The 18,833-nt window shown below is 71.4% G+C and carries 19 protein-coding genes and 2 pseudogenes; 6 read left to right on the top strand and 15 right to left on the bottom strand.

Annotated elements, in window-relative coordinates; genetic code table 11:
• Positions 1-154 precede the first annotated feature (154 nt).
• Positions 155-1,000: a nucleotidyltransferase domain-containing protein gene (locus tag I8N67_RS23275; protein ID WP_200305123.1), complete on the bottom strand. Its 846-nt coding sequence runs from the start codon at positions 998-1,000 to the stop codon at positions 155-157.
• Complete coding sequence (locus tag I8N67_RS23270; RefSeq protein ID WP_200305122.1) at positions 997-1,422, bottom strand: hypothetical protein; 426 nt, start codon at positions 1,420-1,422, stop codon at positions 997-999. Before I8N67_RS23270 ends, I8N67_RS23275 begins: the two co-directional genes overlap by 4 nt.
• 221 nt (positions 1,423-1,643) lie before the next feature.
• Between I8N67_RS23270 and I8N67_RS23265 the strand changes: the two genes are divergently transcribed.
• The gene (locus tag I8N67_RS23265) at positions 1,644-2,405 is read left to right on the top strand and encodes an SDR family oxidoreductase (protein ID WP_200305121.1); all 762 of its coding nucleotides are present in this window, start codon (positions 1,644-1,646) and stop codon (positions 2,403-2,405) included.
• Positions 2,406-2,588: 183 nt separating this feature from the next.
• Positions 2,589-2,993, top strand: a complete 405-nt coding sequence (locus tag I8N67_RS23260; RefSeq protein WP_200305120.1) for a RidA family protein — start codon at positions 2,589-2,591, stop codon at positions 2,991-2,993.
• Here I8N67_RS23260 and I8N67_RS42835 read toward each other — a convergent pair.
• From I8N67_RS42835 to I8N67_RS23245, 4 genes and pseudogenes are all read right to left on the bottom strand, one after another.
• Positions 2,962-3,438 (bottom strand): annotated as a pseudogene (locus I8N67_RS42835) (glycoside hydrolase family 6 protein); the annotation flags it as partial. The gene I8N67_RS23260 and the pseudogene I8N67_RS42835 sit on opposite strands and share 32 nt — an antisense overlap.
• Positions 3,430-3,601: pseudogene (locus I8N67_RS42830) on the bottom strand (aspartate/glutamate racemase family protein); the annotation flags it as partial. The pseudogenes I8N67_RS42830 and I8N67_RS42835, both read right to left, overlap by 9 nt.
• Before the next feature lie 16 nt (positions 3,602-3,617).
• Positions 3,618-4,580, bottom strand: coding sequence for a prolyl aminopeptidase (gene pip / locus I8N67_RS23250; RefSeq protein ID WP_200305119.1), 963 nt, complete (start codon positions 4,578-4,580; stop codon positions 3,618-3,620).
• A gap of 95 nt (positions 4,581-4,675) precedes the next feature.
• Positions 4,676-5,413 (bottom strand): uracil-DNA glycosylase, encoded by a 738-nt coding sequence (locus tag I8N67_RS23245; protein ID WP_200305118.1) that lies wholly within the window; start codon positions 5,411-5,413, stop codon positions 4,676-4,678.
• Positions 5,414-5,477: 64 nt separating this feature from the next.
• Between I8N67_RS23245 and I8N67_RS23240 the strand changes: the two genes are divergently transcribed.
• Positions 5,478-6,002: an RNA-binding S4 domain-containing protein gene (locus I8N67_RS23240; protein WP_200305117.1), complete on the top strand. Its 525-nt coding sequence runs from the start codon at positions 5,478-5,480 to the stop codon at positions 6,000-6,002.
• Between the two features lie 167 nt (positions 6,003-6,169).
• Here I8N67_RS23240 and I8N67_RS23235 read toward each other — a convergent pair whose 3' ends face one another.
• From I8N67_RS23235 to I8N67_RS23225, 3 genes are all read right to left on the bottom strand, one after another.
• Positions 6,170-6,652 (bottom strand): DoxX family protein, encoded by a 483-nt coding sequence (locus tag I8N67_RS23235; protein ID WP_200305116.1) that lies wholly within the window; start codon positions 6,650-6,652, stop codon positions 6,170-6,172.
• A 205-nt stretch (positions 6,653-6,857) separates the two neighbouring features.
• Positions 6,858-7,550: a class I SAM-dependent methyltransferase gene (locus I8N67_RS23230; protein WP_200305115.1), complete on the bottom strand. Its 693-nt coding sequence runs from the start codon at positions 7,548-7,550 to the stop codon at positions 6,858-6,860.
• A 90-nt stretch (positions 7,551-7,640) separates the two neighbouring features.
• Complete coding sequence (locus I8N67_RS23225; protein ID WP_200305146.1) at positions 7,641-8,630, bottom strand: acyltransferase domain-containing protein; 990 nt, start codon at positions 8,628-8,630, stop codon at positions 7,641-7,643.
• A 185-nt stretch (positions 8,631-8,815) separates the two neighbouring features.
• Here I8N67_RS23225 and I8N67_RS23220 point away from each other — a divergent pair, with 185 nt between their 5' ends.
• Complete coding sequence (locus I8N67_RS23220) at positions 8,816-9,082, top strand: DUF6343 family protein (protein WP_200305114.1); 267 nt, start codon at positions 8,816-8,818, stop codon at positions 9,080-9,082.
• A gap of 22 nt (positions 9,083-9,104) precedes the next feature.
• Here the strand turns inward: I8N67_RS23220 and I8N67_RS23215 are convergent, their stop codons facing one another.
• The 4 genes from I8N67_RS23215 to rpsA form a co-directional block, all read right to left on the bottom strand.
• Positions 9,105-9,485: a tetratricopeptide repeat protein gene (locus I8N67_RS23215; RefSeq protein WP_200305113.1), complete on the bottom strand. Its 381-nt coding sequence runs from the start codon at positions 9,483-9,485 to the stop codon at positions 9,105-9,107.
• Positions 9,486-9,534: 49 nt separating this feature from the next.
• Positions 9,535-10,164, bottom strand: coding sequence for a dephospho-CoA kinase (coaE, locus tag I8N67_RS23210; protein ID WP_200305112.1), 630 nt, complete (start codon positions 10,162-10,164; stop codon positions 9,535-9,537).
• Between the two features lie 92 nt (positions 10,165-10,256).
• A complete protein-coding gene (locus tag I8N67_RS23205) occupies positions 10,257-11,195 on the bottom strand; it encodes a PAC2 family protein (RefSeq protein WP_200305111.1) in 939 nt (312 codons plus the stop codon).
• Positions 11,196-11,995: 800 nt separating this feature from the next.
• Positions 11,996-13,501 carry a 30S ribosomal protein S1 gene (rpsA, locus tag I8N67_RS23200; protein WP_200305110.1) on the bottom strand — a complete coding sequence of 502 codons (1,506 nt, stop codon included), beginning with the start codon at positions 13,499-13,501 and terminating at the stop codon, positions 11,996-11,998.
• Positions 13,502-13,986: 485 nt separating this feature from the next.
• Here rpsA and I8N67_RS23195 point away from each other — a divergent pair, with 485 nt between their 5' ends.
• Together I8N67_RS23195 and I8N67_RS23190 are read left to right on the top strand one after the other, a co-directional pair.
• The gene (locus I8N67_RS23195; protein WP_307835332.1) at positions 13,987-14,745 is read left to right on the top strand and encodes a class I SAM-dependent methyltransferase; all 759 of its coding nucleotides are present in this window, start codon (positions 13,987-13,989) and stop codon (positions 14,743-14,745) included.
• A 128-nt stretch (positions 14,746-14,873) separates the two neighbouring features.
• Positions 14,874-17,618 carry an ATP-dependent RNA helicase gene (locus I8N67_RS23190; RefSeq protein WP_200305109.1) on the top strand — a complete coding sequence of 915 codons (2,745 nt, stop codon included), beginning with the start codon at positions 14,874-14,876 and terminating at the stop codon, positions 17,616-17,618.
• On the opposite strand, the gene pgfA is transcribed toward I8N67_RS23190, so the two are convergent.
• A complete protein-coding gene (gene pgfA, locus I8N67_RS23185) occupies positions 17,608-18,600 on the bottom strand; it encodes a cell envelope lipid trafficking protein PgfA (protein WP_200305108.1) in 993 nt (330 codons plus the stop codon). The genes I8N67_RS23190 and pgfA overlap by 11 nt on opposite strands.
• Before the next feature lie 43 nt (positions 18,601-18,643).
• Positions 18,644-18,778, bottom strand: coding sequence for an SPW_0924 family protein (locus tag I8N67_RS23180; protein WP_200305107.1), 135 nt, complete (start codon positions 18,776-18,778; stop codon positions 18,644-18,646).
• Positions 18,779-18,833 lie beyond the last annotated feature (55 nt).

The raw sequence follows: 18,833 nt of genomic DNA, 5'->3' as shown, positions 1-18,833 counted from the left end.
AGATCCTGGTGGAGGAAGAGGGGGGTCCGCACTCCCGCCTTGTCCCCGCGCTTCCGCAGGACGGAGGGACGAGAACACCCATATCAGTGTTTCTTCCTACTTCCGGTTGGCCGCCCGTGCACGGGTCGTCTGGCGCGGCCCGCTCCCCGACCGGTCAATGAGCCTTCTTCTCCAACAGTGACTCGACCGCCACCAGGGCTTGGACCATCACTCCGGGTCCTGAGGCAGTGCACATCGTCTCGATGATCCCGTCCACCCCCCGCAATCCCGCCCGTTCCAGCAACCGCTTCTCGTTCGTCACCCACTCCCCGCGCGCCGCCAGCACCCCGTGCGCGGCCTGGGCAGCGGCCGTGCCGATGGCGCCGGCGACCTCGGTGAGGCGGCCCTTGGTGGCGTGGTTGGCCTTCGCGTACGCGAGAGTCGCTCGGGCAGTGCCGTGCCAGCGTTCGGCGGCGGTCGTGCGGAGCCTGTCCGGGTAGGCGGCCGGGCGGGGCAGGTCGCCGCGCAGGACGTGGTTGACGGCCAGTTCGGCGACGAGGAGGTAGCTGGGGATGCCGGCGAGGTGGAAGAGGAGGGGCTCCACGTGGAAGCGCCCTTCCTCGGCCTCGGCCAACTCCCGTTCGACGACGTCCAGATCGCGGTAGTGGACGTCGACCCGACGTCCGTCGATGGCCAGCCAGGCACCGCCGTTGAAGACACCCCCGCCCCAGCCGCCGATCTCGGAGACCTCGCCCTCCCAGCCGACCGCACGGAGATCGGCCGGATCGAACGGGCCTCGGTAGTAGACCGCCAGATCCCAGTCGCTGTCCGGACCGTCCGTGCCCTGCGCCCGGGAGCCGCCGAGGGCGACGGCGCGCACGGTGGGCAGGGCGGCGAGGCGGTCCGCCACGTGGTCGAGGAACGCGGGGTCGGAGAACTCCCGGCCAGGAGATTCTTCGGCTGAGCGCGCCCAGCCGGTGAGCGCGGCGCCGGAGGGCTCCGCGTCGCCGGTCGTGCTCATCGCCGGGTTTCACCGGTCATCCGGCCGATCGTGCCGGCCTGGATGACGGTGCTGTTGCGATACACGCCGTTGTTGATGGTGTTGTAGGTCGATCCTCCGCCCCGGTCGCTCCTCTCGGGCGCCAACTCGTCGAGCAGCGCCCGGAGTTCGGCGGCGGCGTTCGGATCCGCCCGCAGGGTGCGGCGGAGACGGTTGCGCCACTCCGCCTGTACGTCGGCGAAGGCCTCCTCGTCACCGGTGTCCTGCGCGGCGACCAGCTCGGCCCGCGACTCCTCCAGGTCCTCCTGGACGTCCTCCTCGTTCCTCCCGCGTGAGAAGAAGGAGGCCACCCGATCACGCAGCCCTGCCCATCCGTCGCCCACCATCGACTGAACCAGCGTCGTGGCTCCCGCCGCCGCGAGTGCGGCCAACTCCGCGTCCACCGGGCCCCCTTGCTCTTCATCGCCGTACCGGACCCCCAACCGTACCGTCACACCGCGCACGGGCCGAGAGACCAGGACGAAGGCTTCGGCCCCGCCTGTTTCCGTGGGCGCCGGCTGAGCGGGGGCCGTCGTCCGGGCTGTCCGAACTGCGCTCGGCCGAGCCGCGGCCGATGCTGGTGGTGGGGTCCTGATGACTCCGTACTCAGGAGCAGGAGGTCGTGATGGCACGTCTGAATGAGCGGGTGGCGATCGTCACCGGTGGGGTCGGAGGGATCGGGGCCGCCGTGGCGCGTCTCCTCGCGGCCGAGGGTGCCACCGTGGTGGTCGCCGACGTCCGCGACAGCGAGGGGGCGGAGCTGGCGGCGGACCTCGGCGGCAGGGCCCGCTACCTGCGCCTCGACGTCAGCAGCGAGAGCGACTGGCAGCGGACGGTGGCCGAGGTGGAGCAGGATCTGGGGCCGGTGTCGGTGCTGGTGAACAACGCCGGGATCGCCGAGTGGGGCGCGATGGAGGAACAGTCCCTCGAATCGTTCCGCCGGGTCATCGACGTCAATCTCCAGGGCCCCTGGCTGGGCATGCGCGCGGTGGCGCCCTCGCTGCGCCGGGCCGGCGCAGGGGTGATCGTGAACATCTCCTCGCTCGCGGGACTGACCTCGTACGCCGGCATCGGATCGTACGCGGCGAGCAAATGGGGGCTGCGCGGACTGACGAAGACCGCCGCGCTGGAACTGGCCCCCGACGGGGTCCGTGTCTGCTCGGTCCATCCCGGCGCCATCCGCACCCCGATGACAGCCGGCTTCGGCGACTCCTACACCTCGGGACAGCCCATTCCCCGGTTCGGTGAGCCCGAGGAGGTCGCCCGCATGGTGCTCTTCATCATCACCGAGGCCACCTTCTCCACGGGCACCGAGTTCGTCCTGGACGGCGGCATCCTCGCCGGCCAGCCCACCGTCGTGACCTCGGACGACCGATCGGACGACTGACACAGCGGACGGTGGACGGTGCTCCCTCTGTCCGTCGCGCGCCATCCGCATCCGCACCCTCATCGACATCGACATCGACATCGGCATCGGCATCGGCATCGGCATCGGCCGGGAATTCGGATGCGAAGCCGTCGCGTGCTTTGCATGATCGACAGGTTGTCCGACCGATTACCGGGAGCCGTCATGATTCAGCGCGTCACCGTCCCCAGCCTCTTCCGGCCGCCCGTCTACTCGCACGCGTCCGTCGTCGAGGCGGGGACCAAGCTGGCATTTCTCGCCGGTTCCGTTCCGCTGGACGCCGACGGGAACCTGGTCGGGGAGGGGGACCCCGTACGGCAGGCGGAGCAGGTGCTGGCGAATCTCGGGGAGCAACTGCGGGCGGTGGGCAGCGACTTCACGCAGGTCGTGTCGACCGACGTGTACGTCGTGAGCGGCGAGCCGGCGGTCCTCTCCGCGGTCTGGGACGTCGTCGAGGCGTCCGGCCTCAGCACCGGACCCCACTCGTCGACCCTGCTCGGCGTGGCCTGTCTCGGCTACACGGGCCAACTGGTGGAGATCACCGCGACGGCGGTGGTCCCGGAGGCGTGAACCCGTCACTCGCGTTGCGAGCCAGTTCCAGCGCGTACGCCGGCCGCCACTGGCCCGCCGCCGGACCGCCCCGGCAGGTGCCGTCGCACTCACGCGGGCGTTTGATCCACAGGTAGGCGTCGAGGAGAGGCTCGCCCGTGGTGGTCGTCGGGGGGCGGCCGAGGGCTCTGTCCGGCGGGTCGCAGCAGGCCTCGGCGGAGAGGTCGGCGTAGGGGCCGTTGCCGTTGCGGCTGCTGTCGATCACGAAGTGCTTGCCGCCGAGGCGGGCGGACAGTTCCCTGCCGTACGCCGTACTGGCCTAGTCCGTCTGGAAGTGGGAGTCGTTGAGGGCGAAGCCGTCGGCGCCTGCGACGCCGGACGCCCGCAGTGGTTCGACCAGCCCTGAGGTCTCCGGGACCCAGGCGGCGTTGCCCGCGTCGACGTACACGCGGGCGCCCGGCTGCCGTGAGGTCGAGGACGCCGAGCCCGGTGCCGACGATCGCGGCGCAGTCGCGGCCCACCCCGGCGGCCTCCAGGCTGTCCTCGATCTGCCCGCACGAGCGTTCCAGCGTGGTGACGACGCCGTAGCGCCGCCCGAGCAGACAGGCCAGGTGGGCGGCGGCTTCCGTGGCCCGTCCCCGGCGCTCAGCCCTTGGCGTACTTGTCCGACGCCTCCACCAGCGCCTGCGCCATGTCCGGTGCGCCCGCGTTGTGTCCCACGTCGTCGATGAGGACCAACTCGCTGCCGGGCCAGGCATGGTGGAGGCGCCAGACGATGCCGAGGAGGTTGCCGGGGTCGAGGCTGCCCTGGACGAGGGTGCCCGGGACGCCCTTGAGCAGCGGCGCGTCGCGCAGGACGACGCCGGCGTCGTTGCCCTCGCCGAGGAAGTGGTCGTTGCCCCAGTAGTGGGTGACGGTGCGGGCGAAGGCGTAGCGGAACACCGGGTCCTCGTAGCGTGGCACGGAGCGGGGCGGCTGTGCCGCGATGGCCGTCTCCCAGTCGGTCCAGGCCCGCGCCGCCCGCGCCCGCACCGCCTCGTCGGGCGACTCGATCAGCCGGTTGTAGGCGGCCGCCAGGTTCCCGTCCCGCGCGCCTTCGGGCAGTCCGGCCAGGAACTGTTCGAAGGCCGCCGGGAAGAACTGTCCAAGTCCCCTGGTCAGCAGGGCGACTTCGGGGTCGGAGCCGGTGGCGACCCCGGTGAGGACCAGCTCGGTCACGGCCTCCGGATGCGACTGCGCGTACCGCAGCCCGAGCACCGACCCCCACGACACACCCCACACCAGCCACCGCCCGATCCCGAGATGCCGCCGCAGCAGCTCCAGGTCGGCGATCAGATGCGCCGTCGTATTGACGCTCATATCGGTGTCGTACGCGCTCGCCGGCGGCGTCGATCGCCCGCAGCCGCGCTGGTCGAGCAGCACGATCCGGTACGCCTCGGGGTCGAACAGACGCGGGAACCAGGCGTTGGCCCGGGACCCGGGCCCGCCGTGCAGCACCACCGCGGGCTTGCCCTGCGGATTCCCGCAGACCTCCCAGTACACGCGGTTGCCGTCCCCGACGTCGAGCATGCCGTGGTCGTACGGTTCGATCTCCGGATAGATGGGCATTGCGCGACCCTAACCGGCGTACGCCGGTGTCGGCAGCCGCTTTTCCGCCGGCCCCAGACGGCGACCACCTGGTCCCGACAGCTCCCCGTAACCGGCTACGACGTGACGCCGAGCCCCGCCGTCCGCGCAGCCGTGCGCAGGACCTCGCGCAGCATGGCGGGGGTCAGCCGGCCGGTGAAGGTGTTGCGCTGGCTCACATGGAAGCAGCCGAAGAGGTCGAGCCCGTCGAGCGGTACGTGGGTGCCGTGGCCGAAGACGGGTCGCGGGCGGGGCACGTCCCAGCCGGCCTCGGCGAGCGCGGGCAGTGCGGCCTGCCAGCCGAAGGCGCCGAGCACGACCACGGCCCGCAGCGACGGCCGCAGCAACTCCAGCTCCCGGACCAGCCACGGCCGGCAGGTGTCCCGTTCCCCGGGGGTGGGCTTGTTGGCGGGCGGCGCGCAGTGCACGGGTGAGGTGATCCGTACGCCGTACAGTTCGAGTCCGTCGTCGCGCGCGACCGCCGTGCCGCGCGAGGCCAGGCCCACGTCGTGCAGCGCCGCGTACAGCACGTCGCCCGAGCGGTCGCCGGTGAACATCCGCCCGGTCCGGTTCGCCCCGTGCGCGGCGGGGGCGAGCCCCACGATCAGCAGCGAGGCGTCGGCCGGTCCGAAGCCCGGCACGGGCCGCCCCCAGTACTCCTCGCCGGCGAACGCGGCCCGCTTGGTACGCGCCACCTCTTCCCGCCACTCGACCAGCCGGGGACAGGCCCGGCACCCGGCGATCCGCCCGTCCAGCGCGGCCAGACCGGCGCCCCCGCCGATGTCCCCGTCACCATCCCTGCCGCCGCTGCCCATGTCTCCACGGTACGTCCGGTGATCGCCTTCCCGAGAGGGCCGACCGGGGAGCTAAGGTCGAGGCATGGCTTCTGAAGGTGACATCGCTTCTGAAGGTACGGAAGAAGGTACGGAGAAGCGGGCGAGCGGCCCGGACGCCGTGCACCGGGGTTCCGACGCGGCGGCCGCAGCAGCCGAGGCCGCACGCCCCGCGAGCGGCGAGACCGTGCGCATCGACGCCTGGATCTGGTCCGTCCGTCTGGTCAAGACCCGCTCGATGGGTGCCACCGCCTGCCGGGGCGGCCACGTCCGTGTCAACGGCGAACGCGTCAAGCCCGCATACTCGGTGCGCGTCGGCGACGAGGTGCGGTTCCGCCAGGCCGGGGGCCCCGAGCGGATCGTCGTCGTCAAGCGTCTGATCCGCAAGCGGGTCGGCGCTCCCGTCGCAGCCGAGTGCTACGTGGACAACTCCCCGCCGCCCCCGCCCCGCGAGGCCATCGCCCCCGCCGGCATCCGCGACCGGGGCGCCGGCCGCCCCACCAAACGCGACCGCCGGGACCTGGAACGCCTCCGGGGCCCGGCCGGCCCCGGCACGCCCGACGGCTCCTGAGCCGAGGCCCCCGGACAGGTATTCGGACGCACATTCGGGCAGGCACTCACACATCGCAGGGCAGGGCAGGGCAGGGCCCAGGGGCTCCCCGATCACCACCGGAAAGCCCCTGGGCCCTGCCCTGCCCTGCCCGCGAGCATCCCTCCGCGCGCACAGTCCGCCGACGATCACGCCGCCCGTCGCCCCGACCGCACCCACCGCGCCGGCCCCGCCACATCCTGGCGCCGCGCCCAGGCGATCAGGGCGAGCGGAACGATCAGGATGAGTGGCGTCGCCGCGTACTGCCCGTCGAAGGCGGTGATCTGCGTGATGAACGCCCCCACCATCAGCGCCCCCAGCGACGCCGCCGCGACCGAGGCCAGCGCGGGGATCAACAGGCCTATGGCACCGGCCAGTTCGAGCGCGCCGATGGTGTACATCCCCGCGCTGCCCCAGCCGAGCGTGTCGAAGGACTCGACGGCCGACGGGTGCGCGATCAGCTTGGGCAGCGCGCTAGCGAACCCGTAGAAGAGAGCGAGCACGATCTGGAGCGCGCCCAGTGAGATCCGCGCACGCCTGCTGCGAGCGGTGCCCTTCGCGGCGACGGCGGACCCGGGGGCCGAGGAGGCGGTGGGGGCGACACGGGTGGCGGAAGCGGTGGTCTCGGACATGAAAATCTCCTGGTCTCCTGTGTGAAGCAGCTCCGAATCGCTGTCACAGAGGTAGACCGGGGCACTCCCCCGAACTCATCGCTGCCTGCCCGGCGGAATTTCACCCCGCGACTTCACCACCATCCCCCCTCCCCCTCCCCCTCCCCCTTCCCCTCCCCCTCCCCCTTCCCCTCCTCCCTTCCCCCCTCAACTCGCCGTCAGCTCGTCACCCGACCGGCACCGCCTTCACCCACACCCGGTCCTCCGTCAGATACTGGTCCGCCTTGAGCCCCGCTTCCCCCAACGCCTCCTCGAACTGCTCCTTGGTCAGCGGCCGCGACCGGAACGTCTGGGTCCACTCGCCGTCCGGGAAGAGATACTCCGCGTGCACCGAGTCGACCCCGTCCCCGACCGGTTCGGCCGAGACGATGCGGACGGTGAAGCCCTGGGCGTCGACCCGCTCACGGGGCACGTTCGTGTGGTAGTCCTCCCCCTCGCGCTGGATCAGTACGAAGCCGTCGTCGGCGACATGCCTCAGACAGGTCGCGAGCAGGCCTCGCCGCACCTCGGGGTCCCCGGCGTGGACGAGGAACGACGCGAGCATCACCACGTCGAACTTCTCCCCCACGTCGAGCGCCTCGATCGGGGCGCATATCGTGCGGGCCCCGCGCACGCGCTCCAGCATCTGTGCCGACTCGTCGACGGCCGTGACGGTGAACCCCCGCTCGATCAGCGGGTGGGTCATACGGCCCACCCCGCAGCCCAGTTCGAGAATGCGCGCACCCGCGGGCGCGACGCCCGCGATGACATCCGGCTCGTCCCCCACCGGCAGCCGCGCATACAACTCGACCGCGCAGCCGTCCGGGGTGATCGCGCCGGGTCCGGTCCCCTCGTACCCCTCACGCATGTGAATGCTCATATCCGCTCAACGGCCGTACGGACACGGGCAGTTCCACTCACCCATCACTCGATGGGGTGAATACACGTGCCGTGATCCGATGGTGTCGCCTCACCACGCGAACCACCCATGGCCGCTGTACCAGTGCCCACCCGCCCGCAGGTGATCGCCCACGGCCCGTTCGAGGCTCGTCCGGCGCGGCAGGGTCTCCACCGGCAGGTCCGGGTCGCCGAACACGAAGCGAACCGGCAGGTCGTCCTCGGGGTCGCCGTTCCCGCAGCCGACCCGGAACCGCTCCTGGAACCGGACGATGTTGGAGTCCGCCGGGAGATACCGCTTCAGCTGCGGATCGAGGAGCCAGGAGTGGCAGCAGGCGGCCGTGTAGCGCTCCTCGGGGAAGTGGCGCGGGAAGAAGTCGCGGGCCAGCGCCAGCGACCGGTCGCACGCCTGCGGCGTCAGCGGTCCCGCGTAGTCGGGTATGTGCAGGTCGAGGCAGGGCTCCCCGGGCCCGAGCGCCAGACCGGAAGCCGCCGGCGCGACCCCTTCTCGCCCGCCCAGCCGGGTCCGCTGGAACTGCAGCCGCCCCAGCTGGAACAGCTCCCCGTGGAAGTGCAGCGAGAACCAGGTGGGCGCCATCAGCCCGCCCACCCCGTACCGCCGTCGGTACAGCACCAGGCCGCGGCCGAGATCCGCGAGGGCGCGCCGGGAGACGTCGTCGGGGATGCCGCGCTCCCGGTGGTACGCACGCACATACGGCAGCGCCGCGACGAAGACGAACACCGGGAAGTAGCGGCCCAGCGGACCCGACTCCGGTGGGAACGGAAGGATCTTCAGCCCCTTGCCGATCTTCCCCAGGTCCCGTACGAGCCCGTCGACGCACTGCCCGAGAAGCCGGGTCGCCCCCTCGTCGTCCGCCAGCGTGCGGCGCAGCGCGACCAGGTCGTTGACGTCCTCGTACGGCACGGCCAGGTCCAGCAGAATGTCCGGCAGGTCCGAGGCGTCCGGGAGCCGCGCCTCCGCCCCCGGGGCCCCTTCGCTCTCCTCAAGTCGCCTCAGCCACTCGACGAGCTCCTCGTCCGCTCGCAACGCGTCCAGCAGCACAATCGCCTCCCCCGTCACACGACACCGTCTCCTGGAGAACGCACGAACCGAAGAGTACGTTTCCGAATAGGACGAGTAGGACGAGTGGAGCAAGTGGGAAAAACGGCACGAGTAGAACAAGCAGGATCAACAAGACGGGGCGATACGAAGCAGTGGTTCCCGCCCGCCGAGGAGCAGCGATCGCGATGCGTACCGGCAGTGAACCGACGACAGCGCGCAGTGCCCTGCGGATGCGGCTCTGGCTGAGCGTATGGGGTCTGATCTGGGCGATCGCCGGAACGGCGGCCTTCGCCCTCGCCGACCGCCCCGGCTGGGCCGTCGCGTGTGGCGTCCTGTGGCTGATCGTCACCGTCGACCTGACGATGATCCTGCGCCACATCCGCCAGGGTCCGCACTACCAGCCGGGCCGGGACATCCCGCCGTACCCGCCGCCGGGGCACCGCCACCCGTAGGAGCCGGAAGCCCCCGGAGCCCTCAGGCGTCGAACCGGGCCGCTTCCAGGTACTGCGGGTTCGGGTCGAGGGCCGCGGCGAGGCGGAAGTGGCGTTTGGCCTGATCGGGTCGGGCCTGGCGCTCATAGGTCCGGGCGAGGGCGAAGTGCGCGAACGCGTTGTCCGGCTCGCGCTCCAGGACGATGGTGAACTCCAGCTCGGCGGGCCGCAGTTGGGCCGCCGCGAAGAAGGCGCGGGCGCGCAGCAGCCGGGCCGCGGTGTTCTCCGGGTGCTCGGCTATGACGCTGTCGAGCAGCTTCACCGCGCCCCGCGGATCCTTCGCGTCGAGCAGTTGCTCGGCGGCGCGAAAGTCGATGACGTGCGTCTCCGGCGTACGTCCGGTGGAACCGCTGATGTCGGGCACGGCTGAGTCCTTCCCTTGCTGCGACGGTTCAACGCCCGTCGCGAGGCCGCTATTCCTGTGCGTGTTCGGACCCCTCCCGGGACGGGTGTGCCCTGCGAGTGAGATCCGCCCAGACGTCCCGCACACGCCGGCGGAGGTCTTCCAGGGGCACGTCGTTGTCGATGACGATGTCCGCGATCTCCAGGCGCTTCTCGCGGGTCGCCTGGGCGGCCATGCGCGCGCGTGCGTCCTCCGCCGTCATGCCGCGCAGGCGGACGAGCCGGTCGAGCTGCGTCTCGGGGGCCGCGTCCACGACGACCACGAGGTCGTAGAGCGGGGCGAGGCCGTTCTCGGTGAGCAGGGGGACGTCATGGACGACGACGGCGTCCTCGGCGGCGGTGTCCTCCAGCTCTCTGGAGCGGGCACCGACCAGGGGGTGCACGATCGCGTTCAGCGCGGCGAGCTTCGCCGGGTCCGCGAAGACGATGGAGCCCAGCTTGGGGCGGTCCAGTCCGCCGTCCGGCGCGAGGACGTCCGCGCCGAAGGCCTCGACGACCGCGGCGAGCCCGGGGGTGCCGGGGGCGACCACCTCGCGCGCGATCCGGTCCGCGTCGATCAGCACGGCCCCGCACTCCACGAGCAGCCGCGACACCTCGCTCTTTCCGGCGCCGATACCGCCGGTCAAACCAACCTTCAGCATGCCCGGCAGCTTAGGGCCTGCCACTGACACAGCTGTGGGAGGCCCTGATGCCAGGGCCTCCCACAGCTGTGTGGACGAGGAGTCCGAGGGGCTCAGCCCTCGCCCTCCCGCTCCGCCAGGAACTTCTCGAACTCGCGCCCGATCTCGTCCGCGGACGGGATCTCGACGGGTTCGGCGAGCATGTTGCCCCGCGTCTCGGCACCCGCGGCGGCGTCGTACTGGTGCTCAAGGCCCTGGACGAGGGCGACGAGCTCCTCGTCGCCCTCCCGGATCTGCCGGTCGATCTCCGTCTGCGTACGGTGCGCCTCCGTACGGAGGGCGTGCGCGACGGAGGGCAGGACCAGACCGGTGGCAGCCGTGACGGCCTCCAGCACGGTCAGGGCGGCGTCCGGGTAGGGCGAGCGGGCGATGTAGTGCGGGACGTGCGCGGCGACGCCCAGGACGTCGTGCCCGGCCTCCATGAGGCGGTACTCCACGAGGGACTCGGCGCTGCCGGGCACCTGCGCCTCCTCGAAGGGGCTGCGGTGGCCGGGGACCAGGTCGGACCGGCTGCCGTGCGGGGTGAGGCCGACCGGGCGGGTGTGCGGCACGCCCATGGGGATGCCGTGGAAGTTCACCGAGAGGCGGACGCCGAGCCGTTCCACGATCTGCTGGACGGCGGCCGCGAAGCGCTCCCACTCCACGTCCGGCTCGGGGCCCGACAGCAGGAGGAAGGGCGCTCCCGTGGCGTCCTGGACGAGCCGTACGTCCAGCGTCGGCTCCTCGTAGTCCGTCCAGCGATCGCGCTTGAACGTCAGCAGCGGGCGGCGCGCCCGGTAGTCCACGAGCCGGTCGTGATCGAAGCGGGCCACGACCTGGTGGGGCAGCGAGCCGAGGAGCCGGTCGACGATCTGGTCGCCGGTCTCACCCGCGTCGATGTATCCGTCGAAGTGGTAGAGCATGACAAGTCCCGCCGACTCCTGGGCGAGCGCCACGTCGACGACTGCCAGGCCCTTCGGCTCCCATGCGTACAAACCCTGCGGATCAAGCACTGTGACCGCTCCTCCTCATGTCCATAGTCCACAACGTGGCAGGGGGTCCGGGCATTCCCGGGGACCGTTCCCTTCGACGGATCCGCGCGGACTTCAGCGCCCCCTGCCGCCAGGTGACGGTGCGGCTGGGCCAGACCGGCGAAGTGGACGCGCCCGGTGGATGGACGCCGTCCGCCGTGGCACCGAACCTCGACGAGCAACTCCGAGACGGAGCCGGGGACATCGGCCTTCGCGGTCCGGCACCTCATCGCCTTCGTCATGCCGGTCGACGCCGTTGAAGAGGTACGCGTCGGCGTCGACCTCGATGAACACCGCTACGCGAATGCCGAGTTGCGGAAGACCGGCCCGCCCTGTCGTTGCCCGCCTCGCCCAGCTCGCACCTGGCCGTCAGGTCGGGCATGCCGCGTGTGCGCTGGGCGGCCTGCGTGGTCGGGGCGAGTTCGAGGGCGCCCGTGGTCGCGGACATCGTCTGCCCGCCGCGCGACCACGCCGGTGTCCGTGCCATGTGCTCGGCTCCCCTTCCCGTCATGGATGACCGGAAGAGCCTGTCAGCGCCAGGTGACGATCCGCCAGCCGCCTGCGTATCGCACAGGTTTCTGGCGGCGCGCACGGGCAGCGGGCTGTACCTTCGCCCGCCCTTTCCCCGCTACCGCGCCCCTCGCCGGTCCACGCCGGTCCACGCCGGTCCGCGCCGGTCCACGCCGGTCCACGCCGGTCCACACCGGTGGCAACACTTCGGGCCCGCATCCACGAAGGATGCGGGCCCGAAGTGTTATCGGCTAACTCTCAGCGGTGAGCGTTCAGCTCTGGCCGCCGGCGAGCTTCTCGCGGAGCGCGGCGAGCGCCTCGTCCGAAGCGAGCGCACCGGAGGTGTCAGCACCCTCGGAGGAGTACGAACCACCGCCGCCACCGGAGGCGGCCGGAGCCGCACCCGCGGTGTCGCCGCCCTCGGCCGCGGCAGCGGCGTCGGCCTCGCGGGACTTGATGACCTGAGCCTGGTGCTGCTCGAAGCGCGTCTGCGCCTCGGCGTACTGGTTCTCCCACACCTCACGCTGGGACTCGTAACCCTCGAGCCAGTCGTTGGTCTCGGGGTCGAAGCCCTCGGGGTAGATGTAGTTGCCCTGGTCGTCGTACGACGCGGCCATGCCGTACAGCGTCGGGTCGAACTCGACCGAGGCCGGGTCGGCACCGAAGGACTCGTTGGCCTGCTTCAGCGAGAGGCTGATGCGGCGGCGCTCGAGGTCGATGTCGATGACCTTGACGAAGATCTCGTCGTTGACCTGGACGACCTGCTCCGGGATCTCCACGTGGCGCTCGGCCAGCTCGGAGATGTGGACCAGACCCTCGATGCCCTCGTCCACGCGGACGAACGCACCGAACGGGACGAGCTTCGTGACCTTACCCGGGACGACCTGACCGATCTGGTGGGTCCGGGCGAACTGCTGCCACGGGTCTTCCTGCGTCGCCTTCAGCGACAGGGAGACACGCTCACGGTCCATGTCGACGTCGAGAACCTCGACGGTGACTTCCTGGCCGACCTCGACAACCTCGGACGGGTGGTCGATGTGCTTCCAGGACAGCTCGGAGACGTGGACGAGACCGTCGACGCCACCAAGGTCCACGAACGCACCGAAGTTGACGATCGAGGAGACGACGCCGGAGCGGACCTGGCCCTTCTGCAGGGTCGTGAGGAAGGTCTGACGGACCTCGCTCTGGGTCTGCTCCAGCCAGGCACGGCGGGACAGGACCACGTTGTTGCGGTTCTTGTCCAGCTCGATGATCTTGGCCTCGAGCTCCTTGCCCACGTAGGGCTGGAGGTCGCGGACACGGCGCATCTCGACGAGGGAAGCCGGCAGGAAGCCACGGAGGCCGATGTCGAGGATGAGTCCACCCTTGACGACCTCGATGACGGTACCGGTGACGATGCCGTCCTCTTCCTTGATCTTCTCGATGGTGCCCCAGGCGCGCTCGTACTGGGCGCGCTTCTTCGAGAGGATCAGGCGGCCTTCCTTGTCCTCCTTCTGGAGAACAAGGGCTTCGATCTCGTCGCCGACCTTGACGACCTCGTTCGGGTCGACGTCGTGCTTGATCGAGAGCTCGCGGCTCGGGATGACACCTTCAGTCTTGTAACCGATGTCGAGGAGAACCTCGTCCCGGTCAACCTTGACGATGACGCCGTCGACGATGTCGCCATCGTTGAAGTACTTGATCGTCTCGTCGATAGCGGCGAGGAATGCTTCCTCGTCACCGATGTCGTTGACCGCAACCTGCGGGGTGGTGGCGGTGGTCTCGGTGCTGCTCGTCATGTGGGAAAGGGCTCCGGTACGGACATTGAAGTCGTAGGTACTGCTACGCCGGGAGCCCGTGTCGCTCTGAAGAAGCCGGACAGCCAAGGAAGCGCCACACCGGAAAATTCCGGTGGCGCCTCGAAAACCGAGGGGACATACAACAGATGCGAGCGCAGCCTGCTAGGTCTGAGGTGCGCAGGCCCGCAGCGCAACTTGTAGCATACGGGGGCAGCCAGGCAGGGTCAATGCGCGAAGGCGCACACCCGGGGCGGAACGCCGCATACCCGGCACAAAACCTGTCCCATGAGGCCACGCAGGCCTGAGACACCTCTTTCGTGACGCCCCCGGAGCGGGTCGCGCCACGCGGGTGACGGAAGAGTACGACGAGGGAGCCGATCATCCAAGAGCCCGATGTCCACGAAGCCGAAGAGGTCCCCGGGGCCTCCGGGACCCCCGCTTCCCCCGATGCCGCCGAGCCGGAGGCCACCCGGCGCGAGGCCGGTGTGACGGAGAGTTCCCGGGCCAACCGGGGCTGGTGGGACCGCAACGCGGACGAGTACCAGATCGAGCACGGCACGTTCCTGGGGGATGACCGCTTCGTGTGGGGCCCGGAAGGGCTCGACGAGATCGAGGCGGAGCTGCTGGGGCCGCCCGAGGAGCTGAAGGGCAAGCATGTCCTGGAGATCGGCGCCGGCGCCGCGCAGTGCTCGCGCTGGCTGGCCGCCCAGGGTGCCCGTCCGGTCGCCCTGGACCTCTCCCACCGCCAGCTCCAGCACGCTCTGCGCATCGGCGGATCGTTCCCGCTGGTGTGTGCCGACGCCGGCGAGCTGCCTTTCGCGGACGCCTCCTTCGACCTGGCGTGCTCGGCGTACGGGGCGCTGCCCTTCGTCGCCGACCCGGTCCAGGTGCTGCGCGAGGTGCGCCGTGTGCTGCGCCCCGGTGGCCGTTTCGTCTTCTCGGCGACCCATCCGATCCGCTGGGCGTTCCCCGACGAGCCCGGCCCGGAGGGCCTGTCCGTGTCCGGCTCGTACTTCGACCGCACGCCGTACGTCGAGCAGGACGACGAGGGCCGCGCGATCTACGTGGAGCACCACCGCACGATCGGCGACCGCGTCCGGGACGTCGTCGCGGCCGGTTTCCGGCTGGTCGACCTGGTCGAGCCGGAGTGGCCCGTCTGGAACACCTCCGAGTGGGGCGGCTGGTCACCGCTGCGCGGAAGCCTGATCCCGGGGACGGCGATCTTCGTGTGCGCGCGGGACTGAGGCCTGCGGGAGACAGACAAGAGATCAAGGGATAGAGGGCAAGAGACAGAGAGGCACGCGCGCGTGTACGCGTATAGCTGCGCACGCGCGCGTGGAGGGTGTTCCGAGGGGCGTACGACACTAGGGGCGTGATCCGTTACGACGCCTTGGACGCGCTGCCCGTGCGCGCTGCCCTTTCCGGTCTGACCGACGCCCTGGAGGGGCACGGCGCCGCCGTCCTCGTCGCGCCGCCCGGCACCGGCAAGACGACGCTGGTGCCGCTGGCTCTGGCGGGTCTGCTGGACGGCGGGCCGGTACGGCGGGTGGTCGTCGCCGAGCCGCGGCGGATCGCGGCGCGGGCGGCGGCCCGGCGGATGGCGTGGCTGCTGGGCGAGCAGGTCGGCGGGCGCGTCGGTTACACCGTGCGCGGTGAACGGGTCGTCGGTCCACGCGCGCGTGTGGAGGTCGTCACGACCGGTGTACTGCTGCAACGGTTGCAGCGGGACCAGGAGCTGCCGGGCGTCGACGTCGTCATCCTCGACGAGTGTCATGAGCGGCATCTGGACGCGGACACGGTGGCGGCGTTCCTGCTGGACGTGCGCGAGGCGCTGCGGCCCGAGCTGCGGCTGGTGGCGGCGTCGGCGACGACGGACGCGGAGGGCTGGGCGCGGCTGCTGGGCGGGGCGCCGGTGGTCGCGGCGCAGGCGGTGGCGCATCCGGTCGAGGTGGTGTGGGCGCCGCCGGCCCGTCCGGTACGTCCGCCGCACGGGATGCGGGTGGATCCGGCGTTGCTGGCGCATGTGGCGTCGATGGTGCGGCGGGCGCTGGCCGAGCGGCAGGGGGACGTCCTCTGTTTCCTGCCGGGTGTGGGCGAGATCGCGCGCGTGGCCGGGCAGCTGGGCGGTCTCGGTGACGTGGACGTGCTCCAGGTGCACGGGCGGGCGCCCACGGCAGTGCAGGACGCGGTGCTGACCGGCGGGGAGCGGCGCCGGGTGGTCCTGGCGACCTCGGTGGCCGAGTCCTCGCTGACGGTGCCCGGGGTGCGCGTGGTCGTCGATTCCGGGCTCGCCCGAGAGCCCCGCGTCGACCACGCGCGCGGGCTGAGCGCGCTGACGACGGTGCGGGCGTCACAGGCGGCCGGGCGGCAGCGGGCCGGGCGGGCCGGCCGCGAGGCCCCCGGTGCGGTCTACCGGTGCTGGGCGGAGGCCGAGGACGCCCGCCTGTCGCGTTTCCCGGCGCCGGAGATCAAAGTGGCCGACCTGACGGCGTTCGCCCTCCAGGCGGCCTGCTGGGGTGACCCCGACGGAGCCGGGCTCGCCCTCCTCGACCCGCCGCCGAGCGGGGCGATGGCGGCGGCCCGCGGCGTCCTGTCCGCCATCGGCGCGGTCGACTCCGCCGGGCACGCCACGCAGCGGGGTGTCCGCATGTCCCGGCTGGGCCTCCATCCCCGGCTCGCCCGCGCCCTTCTCGACGCGGCACCCCTGGTGGGACCCGAGCGCGCGGCGGAGGTCGTCGCCCTGCTGAGCGAGGAGCCCCCGCGGGAGTACGGCGACGATCTCACCGCCGCGCTGCGGGGCGCCCGGCGCGGGGGTGACGCCTACGCCGCTCGCTGGCGCAAGGAGACCCGGCGCCTGCGAGCCGCCTCGGCACCGTCGCCTCCGGCACGGCTCCTCTCCCACCCCGACCCCATCGATGACTCCTCCTCGGGCGAACCGGGCGCCAAGGTTCCGGGGAACGGGAAGGGGGCCGGCAACCGGAGGAGCGGGCCCCTGACCGACAGCCGGGCAAGCGGACGCCAGGACGGCACTCGCGGCGGCGCACGCCGGGCCGATGGACAAGGGAGCGGGCGCGAGGCCGACGCTCAGGCGCCCTCGGCGGCTGCCGCCGGCGGTTCGCGCGACGGGGCTCCCCCCACGGCCGGGGACGACCAAGCCGTCGGGGTGGTGGTCGCGTTGGCGTTTCCCGAGCGGGTGGCCAGGGCGGACGGGGGGTCGTACCTGATGGTTTCCGGGACTCGGGCCGAGGTGGGGGACGGGTCGGGGTTGCGGGGCGCGTCGTGGGTCGCGGTGGCTGTGGCGGATCGGCCGGTGGGGGCCGGCCATGCGCGGGTGCGGCTGGCGGCCGCGGTCGACGAGGGGGTGGCCCGGGAAGCGGCCGGGGCGTTGTACAGCCGGGGCGAGGAGGTCGCTTGGCGGGACGGGGACGTCGTAGCACGGCGGGTCGAGCGTCTCGGGGCCGTGGAATTGGCGGTGCGGCCGCTCGAGAAGGCCGCGCCGGGGCTCGTACGGGAGGCGTTGCTGGAAGGGCTGCGGGTCGACGGGCTGGGGCTGTTGCGGTGGTCGCGGGACGCGGAGCGGTTGCGGGAGCGGCTGGCGTTCGTGCGTGCGCGGCTCGGTGAACCGTGGCCCGATGTTTCCGAGAGCGCCCTCCACGCGCGCGTGGACGAGTGGTTGGAGCCCGAGTTGAGCCGGGCCCGGCGGCGGGCCGATCTCGGGCGGATCGATGCCGGGGAGGCTCTCGGCCGGTTGTTGCCGTGGGCGTCCGGGGACGCCGGACGGCTCGACGAGTTCGCGCCCGAGCGGATCGAGGTGCCGAGCGGGTCCCGGATCCGGGTGGACTACGCGCGACCCGAGCAGCCGGTGCTGGCGGTGAAGCTGCAGGAGATGTTCGGGCTGCAGGAGTCGCCCGTGCTCGCCGGCGTGCCCGTGCTGGTGCATCTCCTCTCCCCCGCCGGGCGGCCCGCCGCCGTCACCGCCGATCTCGCCTCTTTCTGGAAGGACGGCTACAAGGCCGTACGGGCAGAGCTGCGGGGGCGGTATCCCAAGCATCCGTGGCCGGAGGACCCGGCGACCGCCGAGCCCACCCGGTACACGAACGCGCGGCTCAGGCGCTGACCGGCTCGGGGGCCGTGGGCCTGCTGGACTCCGGTTCGCCGGGCCGGCGGCCGCGGGCCTCGACGTAGAGGGAGAGGGCGAGGAGCAGGATGCCCAGGCCCAGGGAGCCCCAGGGCAGGTAGGTGGTCATGAGGAGGACGAGGAGGCGCTGGGACTTGACCAGATCGACGGTGTGTTCGATGTAGTCCTCGCGCATCTTCACGTGGCCGGCGAAGGCTGTCACCTTGTCGCGGTCGCCCAGGAGCGTGCCGCCGCGGAGTTCCTCCTTGTGGATCTCCTCGCCGTACACGGGGGCGCCGGTGACGGGCTCCACCCAGAACTTGCGGACCGTGGTGTACCAGCGGGTCGTGCCCGTCTCGGCGACCGTCTCCCGGGTGATGCCCTCCACGGGCATGGTCCGGGGGAAGGGGACCTTGGTCCAGGGGATGGTCTGTTCGAAGTAGTAGACCTCCACGCCGCGGAAGTCCTGGGTGCCCTTGTAGTGGATGGGGGCCGTGATCCGGGCCTGGGCGTCGAAGTACTCGTAGTCCCGCTTCTCCGTGAGGAAGGGCCATTTGAATTCCAGACCCTCCCGTCGGACCGGGTCGCCGTCGACCATCTCGCCCTTGGCGTGGACGGGTTCCTGGGTGTGGGCGTCGAAGATGTAGCGCTCGGGGATCCGGGAGACCATCTCGCCGTCGGGGCCCTGCACGTACGACAGGCCGTCCCAGACGACGACGTCCCGGCCGGCCGTCTTCTCGATCTTCTCGGAGGCCTCCACGTTGCCCTTGAGGGTCTGCACGATGGTGACCTCGGGAACCGTCCGCGCGGTCATCGTGCCGTAGTCGAGGAGGGTCGCGTCCTTCGCCGTAAGGACCATGTCCTGGTACTGGTCGGCCGGGATCTTGGCCACGCTCGGGAAGACGTACCAGCGCAGCAGTGGGGACAACGCCGTGCAGAACACGGCGAGCGCGAGCAGGATCAGGCCGGCCCTTCGGCGCATCTCGGCCTCCCTCCCGGGCGGTGGTGCGGGTTCGGCCCGTCGGTCATGGATGTGCGGGCACCGTCGTCAGCAACGGTTTCGGTGAGGTCTCGCCCGTGGGTGAGCCCATCGCCGTGATCGTGAAGGCCAGGGCGAAGGCGAGGGCGAGTCCGGTCGCGGCGGCGATCACGGCACGCATACGGACCTCCCGGCTACGGGCTTCCCCAACAGGAACTGATAGTTCGTCAGGTCCG

This window comes from Streptomyces adelaidensis (assembly GCF_016598475.1).
GTDB classification, from domain to species: Bacteria; Actinomycetota; Actinomycetes; order Streptomycetales; family Streptomycetaceae; genus Streptomyces; species Streptomyces adelaidensis.
Note: the sequence above shows the minus strand (reverse complement) of the source record. Positions and strands in the feature narration are given on the sequence as shown.

Excerpts from the sequence above, each read along its gene's own strand:
- I8N67_RS23260 (WP_200305120.1), top strand. The coding sequence starts at position 2,589 with ATGATTCAGCGCGTCACCGTCCCCAGCCTCTTCCGGCCGCCCGTCTAC.
- rpsA (WP_200305110.1), bottom strand. The coding sequence starts at position 13,501 with ATGACGAGCAGCACCGAGACCACCGCCACCACCCCGCAGGTTGCGGTC.
- I8N67_RS23240 (WP_200305117.1), top strand. The coding sequence starts at position 5,478 with ATGGCTTCTGAAGGTGACATCGCTTCTGAAGGTACGGAAGAAGGTACG.
- I8N67_RS23265 (WP_200305121.1), top strand. The coding sequence starts at position 1,644 with ATGGCACGTCTGAATGAGCGGGTGGCGATCGTCACCGGTGGGGTCGGA.
- coaE (WP_200305112.1), bottom strand. The coding sequence starts at position 10,164 with ATGCTGAAGGTTGGTTTGACCGGCGGTATCGGCGCCGGAAAGAGCGAG.
- pgfA (WP_200305108.1), bottom strand. The coding sequence starts at position 18,600 with ATGCGCCGAAGGGCCGGCCTGATCCTGCTCGCGCTCGCCGTGTTCTGC.
- pip (WP_200305119.1), bottom strand. The coding sequence starts at position 4,580 with ATGCCCATCTATCCGGAGATCGAACCGTACGACCACGGCATGCTCGAC.
- I8N67_RS23220 (WP_200305114.1), top strand. The coding sequence starts at position 8,816 with ATGCGTACCGGCAGTGAACCGACGACAGCGCGCAGTGCCCTGCGGATG.
- I8N67_RS23230 (WP_200305115.1), bottom strand. The coding sequence starts at position 7,550 with ATGAGCATTCACATGCGTGAGGGGTACGAGGGGACCGGACCCGGCGCG.
- I8N67_RS23180 (WP_200305107.1), bottom strand. The coding sequence starts at position 18,778 with ATGCGTGCCGTGATCGCCGCCGCGACCGGACTCGCCCTCGCCTTCGCC.
- I8N67_RS23275 (WP_200305123.1), bottom strand. The coding sequence starts at position 1,000 with ATGAGCACGACCGGCGACGCGGAGCCCTCCGGCGCCGCGCTCACCGGC.
- I8N67_RS23245 (WP_200305118.1), bottom strand. The coding sequence starts at position 5,413 with ATGGGCAGCGGCGGCAGGGATGGTGACGGGGACATCGGCGGGGGCGCC.
- I8N67_RS23235 (WP_200305116.1), bottom strand. The coding sequence starts at position 6,652 with ATGTCCGAGACCACCGCTTCCGCCACCCGTGTCGCCCCCACCGCCTCC.